Origin of the sequence: Dyadobacter sp. BE31 (assembly GCF_031457695.1) — a bacterium.
In the GTDB taxonomy this organism is placed as follows: domain Bacteria; phylum Bacteroidota; class Bacteroidia; order Cytophagales; family Spirosomataceae; genus Dyadobacter.
The window spans coordinates 46,370-60,320 of record NZ_JAVDXA010000009.1 but is presented as its reverse complement, the minus strand read 5'-3'; the positions used below and the strand labels follow the sequence as shown (position 1 = coordinate 60,320).

The 13,951-nt window shown below is 50.9% G+C and carries 13 protein-coding genes and 1 pseudogene; 6 read left to right on the top strand and 8 right to left on the bottom strand.

Features of this window, described 5'->3' with window-relative positions; genetic code table 11:
• Positions 1-10: 10 nt before the first annotated feature.
• The 3 genes from J2Y43_RS32180 (at position 11) to J2Y43_RS32170 (ending at position 3,207) form a co-directional block, all read left to right on the top strand.
• A complete protein-coding gene (locus J2Y43_RS32180) occupies positions 11-1,609 on the top strand; it encodes a SusD/RagB family nutrient-binding outer membrane lipoprotein (RefSeq protein ID WP_309993096.1) in 1,599 nt (532 codons plus the stop codon).
• 107 nt (positions 1,610-1,716) lie between these two features.
• Entirely contained in the window at positions 1,717-2,232 is a 516-nt protein-coding gene (locus J2Y43_RS32175; protein WP_309993099.1) for a phosphoheptose isomerase, read from the top strand.
• Between the two features lie 75 nt (positions 2,233-2,307).
• Positions 2,308-3,207, top strand: coding sequence for a DUF72 domain-containing protein (locus J2Y43_RS32170; RefSeq protein ID WP_309993101.1), 900 nt, complete (start codon positions 2,308-2,310; stop codon positions 3,205-3,207).
• A 33-nt stretch (positions 3,208-3,240) separates the two neighbouring features.
• Here J2Y43_RS32170 and J2Y43_RS32165 read toward each other — a convergent pair whose 3' ends face one another.
• Positions 3,241-4,188 (bottom strand): 3',5'-cyclic-nucleotide phosphodiesterase, encoded by a 948-nt coding sequence (locus J2Y43_RS32165; protein WP_309993103.1) that lies wholly within the window; start codon positions 4,186-4,188, stop codon positions 3,241-3,243.
• 137 nt (positions 4,189-4,325) lie between these two features.
• Here J2Y43_RS32165 and J2Y43_RS32160 point away from each other — a divergent pair, with 137 nt between their 5' ends.
• Positions 4,326-4,784 (top strand): GNAT family N-acetyltransferase, encoded by a 459-nt coding sequence (locus tag J2Y43_RS32160; RefSeq protein WP_309993105.1) that lies wholly within the window; start codon positions 4,326-4,328, stop codon positions 4,782-4,784.
• Between the two features lie 14 nt (positions 4,785-4,798).
• Here J2Y43_RS32160 and J2Y43_RS32155 read toward each other — a convergent pair whose 3' ends face one another.
• Together J2Y43_RS32155 and J2Y43_RS32150 are read right to left on the bottom strand one after the other, a co-directional pair.
• On the bottom strand, positions 4,799-4,984 hold the full coding sequence (locus J2Y43_RS32155; protein WP_309993108.1) for a hypothetical protein: 186 nt from the start codon (positions 4,982-4,984) through the stop codon (positions 4,799-4,801).
• Positions 4,984-5,288: pseudogene (locus J2Y43_RS32150) on the bottom strand (type II toxin-antitoxin system HigB family toxin). Before J2Y43_RS32150 ends, J2Y43_RS32155 begins: the two are co-directional and overlap by 1 nt.
• 73 nt (positions 5,289-5,361) lie before the next feature.
• Between J2Y43_RS32150 and J2Y43_RS32145 the strand changes: the two are divergent.
• Positions 5,362-6,537: an AI-2E family transporter gene (locus tag J2Y43_RS32145; protein ID WP_309993114.1), complete on the top strand. Its 1,176-nt coding sequence runs from the start codon at positions 5,362-5,364 to the stop codon at positions 6,535-6,537.
• 27 nt (positions 6,538-6,564) lie between these two features.
• On the opposite strand, the gene J2Y43_RS32140 is transcribed toward J2Y43_RS32145, so the two are convergent.
• The 5 genes from J2Y43_RS32140 to J2Y43_RS32120 form a co-directional block, all read right to left on the bottom strand.
• On the bottom strand, positions 6,565-7,866 hold the full coding sequence (locus tag J2Y43_RS32140) for an AarF/ABC1/UbiB kinase family protein (RefSeq protein WP_309993117.1): 1,302 nt from the start codon (positions 7,864-7,866) through the stop codon (positions 6,565-6,567).
• Between the two features lie 2 nt (positions 7,867-7,868).
• On the bottom strand, positions 7,869-8,543 hold the full coding sequence (locus J2Y43_RS32135; RefSeq protein ID WP_309993119.1) for a TetR family transcriptional regulator C-terminal domain-containing protein: 675 nt from the start codon (positions 8,541-8,543) through the stop codon (positions 7,869-7,871).
• 58 nt (positions 8,544-8,601) lie between these two features.
• Positions 8,602-8,757: a hypothetical protein gene (locus J2Y43_RS32130; protein WP_309993121.1), complete on the bottom strand. Its 156-nt coding sequence runs from the start codon at positions 8,755-8,757 to the stop codon at positions 8,602-8,604.
• Positions 8,754-10,106, bottom strand: coding sequence for a D-arabinono-1,4-lactone oxidase (locus tag J2Y43_RS32125; RefSeq protein ID WP_309993124.1), 1,353 nt, complete (start codon positions 10,104-10,106; stop codon positions 8,754-8,756). The genes J2Y43_RS32130 and J2Y43_RS32125 overlap by 4 nt, the downstream gene beginning before the upstream one ends.
• Positions 10,107-10,187: 81 nt before the next feature.
• On the bottom strand, positions 10,188-11,675 hold the full coding sequence (locus tag J2Y43_RS32120; protein ID WP_309993127.1) for a PLP-dependent aminotransferase family protein: 1,488 nt from the start codon (positions 11,673-11,675) through the stop codon (positions 10,188-10,190).
• A 322-nt stretch (positions 11,676-11,997) separates the two neighbouring features.
• Here J2Y43_RS32120 and J2Y43_RS32115 point away from each other — a divergent pair, with 322 nt between their 5' ends.
• A complete protein-coding gene (locus J2Y43_RS32115; protein WP_309993131.1) occupies positions 11,998-13,947 on the top strand; it encodes a TonB-dependent receptor in 1,950 nt (649 codons plus the stop codon).
• Positions 13,948-13,951 lie beyond the last annotated feature (4 nt).

The following is a 13,951-nucleotide window of genomic DNA, read 5'->3' as shown; positions in this document are numbered from 1 at the left end:
TTCCAAGAACATGAAAGACTTCAAAAAATACATCAAATACGGGTTGGCAGCGGTGTTGATGACGGGTTGCGATACACAAGAACTGCATGACCTCAACATCAACCCCCAGGCCCTGAACCAGGTCGACCTCAACTTTATTTTTACTTCCGCTGAGCTGGCGATAGCCTCCAACGGTTCCAGTGGTGATAACCGTTACATCGACTGGCGGACCAACATCGGCTGGTGCGCCTACGCGATCCAGCAATTAGGCAACGCCAGCGGCGGCATCGCTCCCGGAGATAAATACTCGGTGAACCTCGAAACCAATGCGGCCCCATTTGAATTTACCTATAATGACCAGCTGAAAAACATCGCCGAAATCCTGAAACAATCGGGTCCCGGCGGATTTGCGGAGGGTAAGTATGTCAACATGCGCAATGCAGCCCGCATTCTCCGTGCATTCAGTTTTGCCCGCCTGACCGATTTCTACGGAAGCGTGCCGTACACCGAGGCCAACAAGGGTACCGAGGGTATTTTCTTCCCTAAATACGATACGCAGGACGTCATTTACACCGATTTGCTCAAAGAGCTGGACGAAGCGGCCGCGGCCATGAATACCTCCAACGGCGACGAAGGATTTACCGACGCCGACTTCATTTACAAGGGGGATATCAACAAATGGAAGCGTTTCGGTTACTCTCTGATGTTACGCCTGGCTATGCGTATCTCGAACGTTGATGCGGCCAAAGCCGCTACGTATGTCAGCAAAGCGGTAGCTGGTGGCGTGTTCACCAGCAATGCCGACAATATGTGGGTTCCACTGGCCGATGGCCCCAGCGAATGGGTGAACCAGAACGGTATTTCGCGTGCGTTTGACCCCGGCGACGGCGGACAGCCGGCATTTCTGAGCGCAACGATGGTGAACTTCCTGAAAGGCGCCAATGCAAACAGTGTAGCCGATGATGATCCCCGCCTGATGATCCTCAGCAGTGGTATCGGCGACTGGGCAGGCGGCGTATTCACGCCGGTAACTACCGACCCACTGAAACAAAAAGGATTACCCAACGGATACGACCAGGCCATGCTGGACCAATTGGAGGGAAAACCCGTGATTGCTTCCAAAACCTACTCCCGCATCAACGTCAAAATGTTGCAGGATTCCGATCCTTACATGATCATGAACTATGGCGAAGTGGAATTCCTGCTGGCCGAAGCGATCGAACGGAAGATCGGAAGCGGGATTAATGGAACGGCGAAATCGCACTATGAAGCGGGTGTGAAGGCATCCATGCAAATGTACACCCCTTACGACGCATCGCTGACGGTATCGGACGCCGCGGTAACAGCTTACTTGACGACTTATCCTTACGGCACGACCAAACCGGCGCTGGAAATGATCGGGGAACAAATGTGGGTCAACAAGTTCTTCAACTGGTGGGAAGCGTGGAACGACTGGCGCAGAACCGGCTTTCCTAAGCTGACGCCAACCAACTACCCGGGCAACGTTACCAACGGAACGATTCCCGTAAGGCTCAAATATCCAACCAGCGAGGTGGCAGGTAACCCGAACTACCAGACGGGCGCCACTTTACCCGACGACTTTACTACCAAAGTTTGGTGGGACAAATAGGAAAAATTAGTAGATATAATTCAAAAGGTGCCCTGAATATTTTGGGGCATCTTTTTGTTTTTTATCCTAATTTTGAAATTCACCTGAATCACTAATTACTCACGGTTATGATACAATCTTTTGCGGCTGATGCCGATAAAAATGAAGTTTTTGAAAAAGTACAGCAGTTTATAGATGAGCAGGGATTCACCGTTGTAGCCAAAGACCACTCCCGCCCATGGGGAGGTTTCTTCGTACTCGATGAAAGCCAGGCACCCAAATTCATCTCTACATTTTTCCCGCATTTGTCGCTCGCCGACTTTGCCGGTTATGAGAAATTGAGCCCTAAAATTCTCGTGGTGGCACCTAACAAACGCCTTTCATGGCAATACCACCACCGCCGCGCCGAAATCTGGAAAGTAATCGGCGGAAGTGCCGGCATCGTGATCAGCGATACAGACGAAGAGACCGAATTGCAGCAACTGCCGATCGGCACGGTTATCAACCTCAAAAAAGGAGAGCGTCACCGCCTTGTGGGTGTGAACGAATGGGGTTTTGTAGCCGAAATCTGGCAGCATACCGACCCTTCCAATCCTTCGGACGAAGACGATATCGTTCGCGTACAGGACGATTTCGGAAGATAATATCGCCATTATCAATATCTGGCAGGTCGAAATGGCCTGCCAGATCGGTTCTTACTCATCCTAACCTGACCAGTCATGAAATTTGGAAAAGTTGACGACGCCGACAGCATAGATTTTACATTACCACCCGACAATCCCGCCAACAAAGCGCTGCTCAATGCAGCAAAGGGCGGAAAGCCCGGGATCTATATCGGGTGCGCCAAATGGAACAAAACCGATCTTAAAGGTTTCTACCCCAAAGGCACCAAGGACGAATTGGCCTACTACGCGACGCAGTTCAACAGCATCGAGCTGAATGCGACCTTTTACAATAACTTCCCCGTCGAAACCATCGAATCGTGGTACGCCAAAACACCGGCAGGCTTCAAGTTCTTTCCTAAATTGCACCAGGGCATCAGCCATTGGAAAAGGCTGAAAGATGCCAAAGAGCCGACCGACATTTACCTCGACGGCATTGCCCATTTGCAGGATAAACTCGGCATGCTTTTCCTGCAAATGCCCGACAATTTCGGCCCTAAAAATTGGGAAATATTGAAAGCATACCTGGAAGAATGGCCTTCCGGCTTTCCGCTCGCACTGGAATTGCGCCACACAGGCTGGTACGATGGCTCTTTTAACAGCGAAGACCTGTACAGCCTCCTCGAAAAGAAAAACATTACGCATATCGTAACCGATTCGGCCGGCCGTCGTGACCTGCTGCACATGCGGCTCACCACCCCGACCGCATTCATCCGCTACAATGGCGCCAATGTGGATTCGGACTACACCCGCCTCGACGACTGGTTTGAAAGGCTGAGACTCTGGACGGAAGAAGGTATTCAGAATATCTACTTTTTTGTGCACCAGAACCATGAGGAAGCGTCACCCCTGCTATCCTCCTATTTGATCCAAAAACTGAACAAAGAGCTGGGAATGGAACTGCAAGTCCCTTATGACCCGAGAGTCGCGAGTGGGCAGGTTAGTTTATTCAAATAGCAAAAGGCGGGACTGGTTCCCACCTTTTGCATGCTATTTCAGCTCGAACTTTACGCCTTGCTCAGGGAAGATCAGCCGCAGTCCCAGACTGTTGGCCGCACCCAGCTCTTTTCGGATCGTTTCTTCATTATTTCCTGCGGGCTTGATGTGCGTAACGACCACATTCAGGTTCCGTAAATGCTCCTTTCCGGCAAGTCCTCCCAGCACCTCAAACTCTTTCATAAACCATTTCGGCGTCAGGTGGCCGTACAAATGCCGATCGGGCTGCGCGTTCGGATAGGAGACTTCGAGAAAAACGCCTTTCAATTTTCCCGATTTCAACAGCGGCGCGACGGTAGTCCAAACCCGTTTCATATGGTTGGTCTGCTCCACATCGTCCGGGCCGGTATCGCCAAAATAGAGCGCATATTCATCACCGCGCCTCACGAGGAACGCCGTGCTCGAATAAGGCTTCGAATGGCTCAGCGGAAATGCCTGCACCCACATCTCTGAATCTTTAACCGGCATTTCGACAGCTTCCGTCAACTGCTGGTAACGGTATTTGTTCAATGCAGGTGCATTACCGTCATTCGCAAGGTTGGGCCAGCTTTGCCAGTTGAAGTAATGGGCTTTCATGACATCAATGCAATGCGCCATCGCGTAAACGTGCTTCACGGTGTCGTCCACCGAATTGATAATCATCCCCGAAATATGGTCGAGGTGCGGGTGTGAGATGAGGTAACCTTTGATGTTCTTCTTCAAAACCGTTTCGGCATTCCCATTAAATGCCCCTTTCGCAACCGCCTTGACGATCCCGTTGCTGACCGTACCGGCATCCAGGCACACATACGCGTCCGACCCCGCAGGCGCAAGCATATACGCGGAGAGGTTTCCATCCATTGTTCCGCCTTTCACACCTAGCGGGACAACTTGAAAACCCTTTTGGGCCAACGAAGCCGGCGCCGAAAGCAGCAGCAGGAGAAAGGGAATTATATGTCGCATATTCTTTTCGAAGATTAACGCAGCCGTAAGGAAGGCCGCGACGCAAAACTACAAGGCGTTTACCGAAGATCGTCAAATAAAAGTCGAACAAAGCAAATGCCTATCTTCGCACAACAGTTTGTTAAATGTACCAACCAATGCCCGAATTTATCCGCACCACCAGCGACAATCCCGATTTTCAGAACCTCACCAGCGAACTCGACGATGAACTTTGCCGCATTTACAACACCAACAAGGAAGATTACGAGGAATATAACCGCATTACCGGTCTGCCGACGGTTGTACTGGCCTATGAAAATGACATAGCCATTGCCTGTGGCTGTTTCAAGCAATTTGACGCGCACCGCCTCGAACTGAAACGAATGTTTGTGACACCCGGATTCCGCGGCAAAGGCATCGCTTCAATGATGGTCGACGAACTTGAAAAGTGGGGAAAAGAACTGGGTTACGGAACGATGATCCTCGAAACCGGCAAGGGCCAACCTGACGCCATTGCATTATACCGGAAGCTGGGTTATACCGACATTCCACATTTCGGAGAATTTCCGGAAGAATCGCGGAGTGTTTGTTTGGGAAAAAAAATACAGCAAGATTAGTTTAGTTGCACTCGCTAGCGTAGGTGCGGCGGATAGTGATGCTCGCGCTCGTATGCCTGCGCAAGCAAGGCCATTGCTCGTATCGAATCCAACTCGGATTCGGACAAGTTCTTTTCGCCCTTGTCCATCAAAGCTAAAATCTCATTCATCAACCTCTCATACTGCTCCTCGGTCAGATTTTTTTCGACGATCTCTTTCATCACCTTTTAAATTTGATTTTTGATGCATCAATTTTGTCATAAGCATCGTGGGTACCCAGAAACAAGATGTACATTGTCCTTATAGGAAACAGGATAAGCGCCACAAGTCTGTATTTGTTTCCTTTAACATTAAAAACATATCGGTCATTCCAACCGCGTCGACAGAATTGAATGTTTTCTTGACATCATGGAAGCTCGCCCAATCTGCTTCACTGGCATTTTCAAACCAGGACAGAAGCGCTTTTTCAGCTTCGGGATATAGCAGGCTATATTCTCGTATAGTACGAAAACTAATAATGACCATGTTGATGAGTGTGTGCAAAACTCAAATGTAGATAATAGATTCATAACCAGAGTTATAAATTTCCAAACACAACGTGAACTCCACCGCTCCGCAACCCTTCTATCAGAAACTGTCCCTAACCCTCCTGGCGATCGGGATCATTATGCTCGCGATTTATCTTGGGCAGGATATTGTTGTACCGCTGGCCTTGGCCGGGTTGCTGGCCGTGCTGCTCCGCCCCCTCGAAGGCCTGTTTATCCGCATCGGAATTCCTAAACTGCTTTCGATCACACTGGCATTGTTGATCGCGGTTTTGATCGTCTCGGCGGTTACGGTACTCATTTCCATGCAGCTCGCCGATTTCTCCGACGAATGGCCAAAGCTCAAGAGGAACATCGACCTCTTTTACCGCGATGCAAGGCGCTGGATCCGCCGCGAGTACAGCGTGAGCTACCGCCAGCAAGCCGAGTATCTGAAAAATGCCCAAAGCAAAACCCTCGAGACATTCCAGGGCCCCGAAACGCTTGGGGTAGTAACAGGTCCGCTCGGCACGCTGATCCTCATCCCTATTTATACATTCCTGCTGCTCTATTATCGGGCGATGCTGATCCATTTCACGGTCGTGCTGTTCGCGGAAGAACAAAAGCAGCGTGTACTGGAAATATTGGGACAGATCAAATCCATCATTCAGAGTTACATGGTAGGGCTTTTGCTGGAAACAACCGCAGTGGCAGTCCTCAACTCGGCAGGATTGCTGATCCTGAATGTGCAGTATGCGATTTTACTAGGCGTAATGGCTGCCATCCTCAATTTGGTCCCCTATATCGGTGGCCTCGTCGCGACGGCACTGGCGGTAATGGTGACGTTCATCAGCCATCCCGAAATCGATGTGCTGCTGGGGGTTGTGGGGGTATTTATCGCCGTGCAGGTGATTGATAACAATTTCCTGGTGCCGTTCATCGTCGGCTCCAAAGTGCGGATCAATGCGCTGGTGTCCATCGTGGGCGTACTCGTGGGCGGCGCGCTGGCGGGATTGTCGGGGATGTTTCTTTCAATCCCGGTGATTGCTATGATGAAAGTGATTTTCGACCGGGTACCGGGACTCGAACCATGGGGCATCCTGCTCGGCGACCAAACGCCCGAGCAGGCCAACAATAATTTGTTCCGTTTCGTGAATCTGAAAAAAGTGGCGCCCGGCGATCCGGCGGCAGGCGATCCGGCGGCAGGCGACCCTGCGCCCGGCGAGCCAGAAGAAAAAAACCAGCCATGAAAGTTTCACGACTGGTTATGATTGGTGTCAGCTTACAAATTGCTTGGTATCCACCACCGCTTTAAGGTCATGCAGCAGGCTGAACAGCCCGAAGAATGTGCGGTTGATGTAAATAAAATGTTTGGAGCCGCGGTTCATGTTCATTTTGCGCAGCTCTTTGTCATTGGCATATTTTTCGCCTAGCGCCGCGAGTTTCAGGAAAAACGCTTCATCCGAAAAGTCGAACGTCTCGGCCTGAAACGGTTGCGTGAGTAAGGCGAGTATTTCTCTGAAAAGGTTCGAAAAGTAGATGGTTTCCGCCTGGGTATCCTTCTCTGTGAGAATTTCCAGTTCAACCAGCTTGGCATGGAAAATCGCTGGATTGTTCAGGTTTTCAGGCTCGGCGAGTTCGAAATACGGAATGTAGAAATCCTCGGGAATTTCTTTGATACAACCGAAATCGATGGCAATCAGGTTGTCGTTTTCATCGATCAGGAAATTGCCCGGATGCGGGTCCGCATGAACTTTGCGGAGCTGATGCACCTGGAACATGTAAAAGTCCCACAATGCCTGTCCAATCTTATTGGCCGTGTCCTGATCGGGATTCGACTTGCAGAACTCCGACCAATGCTGGCCGCTCATCCAATCCATCGTAATCACGCGTTCGCTCGAAAACTCCGGGTAATATTTCGGAAAACGCAGGTTCGGAATATGCTCGCAAGCCTCGGCGATTTCGGTACTATTGGCTATTTCAAGAATGTAGTTCGTCTCTTCCGTCAGCTTCGTTTCAACCTCTTTGAAGTACTTGTCGGAATCCTTCGCCTGGATGTTGAACATCTTCATCGCGATCGGCTTCACGAGCGCCAGATCCGACGAAATGCTCTCCGCCACACCTGGATACTGGATTTTCACCGCCAGCTCTTTCCCTTCATGCACAGCCTTGTGTACCTGACCAATACTTGCTGCATTGATCGCATTGGGATTGAATGTGTCGAACAGTTCAAGCGGCGACTTTCCGAAATACTTCCGGAACGTCTTCACCACTAATGGCGCCGAAAGCGGCGGTACCGAAAATTGAGAAAGCGAAAACTTCTCCACATAAGCCTGCGGCAGGAAATTCTTCTCCATGCTCAGCATCTGAGCCAGCTTCAGCGCACTGCCTTTCAGACTTTTGAGGCTATCATAAATGTCCTCCGCATTGTTGCTGTTGAGGTTATCCCGCGCCGTTTCGGGGCTGGTAATCTTCTCGCCGTAGTACTTCAGATAATTCCCCCCAATCTTGACCCCTGTCGAGATAAGCCGGGTGGCACGCCGTATTTTGGAAGTAGGTATGCTGTCAATCGTCTCCATTCCTACTTCAATTTTTCTTTAATCAAAAACTTCCCGAAATCGATCACGCTCTCGAGAGGCGTCGTATCGATCAGGTCAAATGTAGCACGGATCGATTTTTCGATGAACAAATCCGTTTTCTCAAAACCTACGGATTCATCGTCGATCCAGAATTTCAATGTGAGCAGCAGCTGAATCCACGCGCCTTCTTCCAGTGCGTCTTGCTGCGCCTTGCGAATGCGTTCACTCTTTGCTTTCAGGTAACCGTCGCTGATTTCGTGGATATAATCCTTAAAACTGCTACGGAACTCTTTCAGCTTCAGAATACCGTTCAGTTTATTCTTTTCCTCCTTTAATGCAAAAACCACATAGCTGCGATTCGCAGTCAGGATTTCGATCAATGTAAAGTAGTAAGCCAATAATTTGTCCCGAAAACCGACGCCATCGATCTCCCCGCTTTGGTTGATCAGGTTTACAGCCAGATTATGAAAACTCACAAAAACACGCCTTTCAAGCGATTCGATGGAAGTAAAGAACTTGTAAAAATCCTTTTCCGCGAAACCGTGCCCTTTGGAAAACAGGTACACCGATTCCGGCTTCTTGTGATTTTCCAGGCAGTAATGCATGTATAACTCGGTAATCTTGTCGGCGGTGAGGTCCACGCCAGCGGGTGGTAGTGCCTTCGTTTTGGTAGCCATCAGAAGTATTTGTTTACTTATGGAAGATGAGTCACGTTAAAGTAAACGCTCGGAGTGGCTATTTAATTCCGTCTGGATGGGATGAAGCTCCTGCTTCATCCACATTATTCGCAGGCCTCCGGCCGGTCGAAGAAGCGATTTGCGCGAAGTCGCTCACCTGGCCGCCGGAGGCCTGCGAATAGTAGGCACGAAGCAGAAGCTTCGCGCCATTCATGCTTTAAAAACATTCAGATTCAAAAACGCATTGCGGAACTTCCCTTTCGGATCCATTTGCGCAGCGAGCTCCCTGAATTCCGGAAGTTTCTCATACCGCTTTTCCAGCAAACCGGGCGAAACGGTAAACAATTTCCCCCAATGCGGCCGCGGATTGAACGGCGCCAGTTCCTTTTCGATAACCGGCAGCAACTTACTCACAGCCGGCCAATCCTGTTTCCAGGTAAAGTGGATCGCCACCGAATCCTGTTTGTAGCACGGACTCAGCCATAGATTATCTGCCGCGATTGTTCTCACCTCGGATGTAAACAAATGAGGACTTATTTGGCTGCCCATTTTGGAAATGGCCAGGATCGCATCTACGGCATTCTTACGTGGCACAAAGTATTCCGTTTGCAACTCCTTGCCGCTGCTGGGCGTAAAACCCATTTTGAAATGCGGCATGCGCTCATACCAGGGGCCCGGCACGCCCATTTGCTCGGTACAGTTTTCTGCTGAAAGTTCGGGGATCGGGTGCAGGTTTCTCGTAGCCAGTTTTCCTCCAAAAAGCTCCTTGTCCGGGCGTGCTTTCAAAGGCTTGTCACTATTCGTCTTATATTTTATCCACACCTCCGTTATGTCCTCCGTAGCCCAGTTTGTAAAAAGGCTCACGCTATCTCCTCTCGACTCTATTTCGTCGAAGTGCTCTTTCAGCTGGCTTAGAGGCAAATTTTCATACACGACCTGAGCCATCATAAACGTCGGCTGCACATCCAACGTCACCTTCGTTACCACACCAAGCGCACCGAGATGCACCACCGCCGCATTGAATTTCTCCCCGTCTTTCTCCCTGCTCAACTTCACCATCTCCCCATCCGCGGTCACAATTTCCATGGCCGAAACCGCAGTGGCAAGGTTTCCATTCTTCTCACCCGACCCGTGCGTGGCGGTTGCACACGCGCCCGCGACAGAAATGTGTGGCAGCGAGGCCAGGTTATGCAATGCAAAGCCCTTGTCGTGCAGGTAGGGTGCCAGTTGACCATATTTCAACCCGCCATTGACGGTGACGGTTTTGTTTTTGGTATCCAGATCAATGACTTCTTCCGCACCAACGACCGTAATGAACTGGTCTTTCGTATCCGCAATGTCGTTGAAACAATGCCGTGTGCCGAGCACTTTTAGCTTGGGGTATTTCTTGACAAGCGTTTGTACCTGTTGCAAGTTTTTACCCAAATCGAGTTTTTCAGTGCTGTATTCCAGGTTGCCTGCCCAGTTGCGGAGCTTGTCGCTATTGCCCCAGCCGCTCAGCGGGGAAAGTAAAGGAGCCGTCATTAATGCGGATGAAAGTTTAATGAAAGTACGTTTGTTCATGCGGAAGTCAGGTTGAAATGCACGAAATAGGAATTTATCCCAAATTAATTGAATAAATCAGCATTCCAACCGCGAATAATGCTAGCTGGTCTTTGCCAGCGCCGCTTTTAGAATGGAAGTAGCTTCGCGCAACTCCTTTTCATCCAGGCTGCCGAACCCGAGCCGCATGGCGCTGAGGCGCCCGGTCTGGAACAGCAATGTTTGCGGCAAATGCAGGTTTTCACGCAGGCATTCCTTGCTCACGCGCATGAGGTTAATGTCGCGCCGCCATTCCGTCCAGATCGCCAGGCCACCCGGCGGGGCTTTGAATGTCAGATAGGGTTTGAAATCACTTTCCAACAATTCGGTAAACAAATCCCGGCGCTGATGGTAAACCTTCTGCGCTTTCTTAATATGTCGCTGGATTTCGCCCTCATCGAGCAGTTCGGCCAACGCCTGTTCCATCATCAGATCGCCCTGCCGATCGATAATCCGCCGCATCTTACCCAGTTCACGGATCAAATTTTGCGGCGCAACCACGTATCCCGAACGCAATCCCGGCGCCAGCGCCTTGCAAAACGAGCCCACATACACGACCATTCCCGCCCCATCCGCACTCGCCAGCGGCAATACCGGGCTGCTGTTATAATGGAAATCATAGTCGTGGTCATCTTCCAGGATGATGAACCCATATTGTACCGACAGATTGAGCAACTCCACGCGCCGCTCGGCGCTCAGGGTTACTGTCGTCGGGTAATGGTGATGAGGCGTGATATACAGCATACGGATCGGTGTGCGCTCGCAAAGCTGCCGCACCGCTTCCACAGAAATGCCCTGATCATCCACGGGTACCGAAAGGATATTCGCACCGGCCTGTTGGAAAATCATATTGGCAACATAATAGCTCAGGTCACCAACCACCACATTATCCCCCTTTTTCAACAGTAACGTCGAGGCGAGATAAATGCCCATCTGAATGCCGCGGGTCGTGATGATATTCTCGGCACCGATATGCAGACCGCGGGTATTGTTCAGGTAAGTCGCGAGCCGCTCACGGAACCAGATATTCCCCTCCACGTGCGAATAGGTAAGGTATTTCCGGTTGTTATTCCTTCTCAAAACACTGGAATAGGCCTTCGCGAGCTTGTCCATAGGGGCGAGGCGCACGTCCGGGAGACCGTCGGTGAATTCCAGGTCCGCGCGAGAGAGCGACAGCGGACGATCGAGCAGCATGCTTTCCTCGAACGCAAAGCCGGTTTGCTGCGGGTACTGCTTCAAATCACTCACATTCGCCGACAATGCACTGCCCCTCACCACCGGGCTCTTCCGCGTCACGAACGTCCCGCGGTTCGGCAGCATTTCGATCCAGCCTTGGGCGTCGAGTTCGTTGTAAGCAGCCACGACGGTTTTGCGGTGCACTTCGAGCATCTCCGCAAGTGCGCGCGTACCAGGCAGTTGCACACCCGTAACGAGCACGCCACGTTGAATGGCGTTGATCATCTGATGCGCAATTTGCAAATAAACAGGTGTCCCGGACGCACGGTCCAACAGGATCACATTTTTGAATGGTATTTCAACCGGACTACTCATTAGATTCAAACCGGAGCATATAAACGGGCCGGCAAGATAATAGTTTTGTGTTGAAAAATGAGGTTTGGCCGCTGGCCGCTGGCCGACCGCCGACCAGAGGCCTGCGGCCGACCATAGACCATAGACAATAGACAATAGACAATAGATCGCTGACCATGGACCATAGTTAAGATTATTGAGCCAGCCTAAGGTCTAGCACAAAACATCGTCCATGGTCGATGGTCCATGGTCTATGGTCGACTCAGACAATCGGCGGTCGGCGGTCAGCCGTCGGTCGTCAGCCGTCGGCCGTCAAAAAAACACCAATCGTTACAAATAACCTATGAAGCAACATTACGCAATCACCCTCTTGCTATCCCTCATCGCAAACCTGGCCCTGGCGCAGGAAATATCACTCGACCCGGTAACGGTCACTTCGTCCCTCGTCGAAAAGCGTGCATCACAAACCGGCCGCAACATTGCCGTCATCAAAGGCGAGTATTTCCAGCAGTTGCCGGTGCATAGCATCGACGACCTGCTGCGTTACGTACCGGGCGTCGAAATACAGGCGCGGGGACCGCAAGGTTCGCAAAGCGACATTGTTTTGCGCGGCGGTACATTCCAGCAGGTGCTCGTAATTCTCGACGGCATTCGCCTCAACGATCCCAATACCGGGCATTTTAACAGCTACATCCCTATTTCGCCCGCCGAGATCGAGCGGATCGAGGTTTTGAAAGGCGCTTCGTCGGCATTGTATGGTTCCGATGCCGTGGGCGGGGTGATTCACGTCATTTCTAAAACATTCGCGGCACGTTTGAAAGGTACGACGGGTAGCGACGCCGTGCAAAAAACGCAGGTAAACGGCGGCGTCAGTGCCGGTGAATATGGGTTGTTCAATGCCAATGTGGGAGCATTTGTGCAGCGCAACAAGCTGGCAGTCTCGGGCGGGTTTCTGTCCAATAATGCTTCCGGCGTACAGCAGCGCGGCATCAAAGGCTATTTCCACAACAATACCGCTTCGCTATCGCTGAGTTATGCCATTTCCCCAAACTGGAACCTGGCTGTCCGCAGTTCTTACGACCACCGTGATTTTGCGGCCCAGAATTTCTATACCGTTTTGAAATCCGACACGGCCAGTGAGAAAGTGAAAATGTCGTGGAATCAGGTAAGATTAGGTTACCAGAAAAACAAAACGGCGTTTTCGATCGACGGTGGCTTTAAATCCGTGCAGGATACTTATCTGTTTAACCCGCACTCCATTGCCAACAGCAGCAAATCGAAGTTATGGCAGGGGCTCGCCACTTTGCAGCAAGGCCTTACTTCAAGCACCAACCTGATCGCGGGCGTCAATTTTCAGCAGCGTAATATCAGATCCAACGACCGCGGCAACCATACGCTCAACCAGCTTGCGCCGTTTGTGTCAGTGGTACAAAATATCGGGGAGGACTTTACAGTAACGCCTTCCGTGCGCATGGACTGGCGCGAAAGCATCGGCACCGAGGTGTCTCCCCAAATCAATTTATCCTACAAAAAAGCGGGCTGGCAACTGCGTGCAAGCGCCGGCAAGACGATCCGCGACGCCGATTTCACAGAGCGTTTCAACAACTACGCGAAGAAACTCGTCACAGGCGGCAGCGTCGGCAACCCCGATCTGAAAGCGGAGCGATCATTCAGCTACGAAGCGGGTGCGGATTGGTTTCTGACCAGTAGTCCCGCCGCACAGCTTAAAGTTTCCGGCACATTTTTCCAACGCCGCCAAAAAGACCTGATCGACTACGTTACCACCCCATACGCTCAAATGCCGCGTAAAGATAATCTCTCGCCGACGGGTACATTCGGCCTCGCGTTGAACATTGCCGAGGTGAACACGACTGGTTTTGAGCTGGATATCCAGTCGGCGAACACCATTTCCGACAACCAGAAATTGCTGGTCAACGCCGGTCTCACATGGCTTGATAGCGATAACAAAAGCCAGATCCAGTCATTTTACCTTTCGTCGCATGCCAAATTCCTCGCCAATTTCTCTGCCATTTACCAGGTCGGCGGGTTTTCACTCAGTGTCAACGGTTTGTACAAAAAACGGGCGGAGCGTGAAGCACTGGCCATCGAAGCGGCTATTTCAAAAAATTACTTTATACTCAACGCCAAAGCCGAATATGCTTTCCTGAAACGCCAACTGGGCATATTTGTCCAGGCCGACAATGCCTTTGACAAACAATACAGCGATATCCTCGGCTCTGTAATGCCTGGTCGATGGCTGATGGGCGGCGTGCGCTTCAATTTTGCAAAATAGCGGC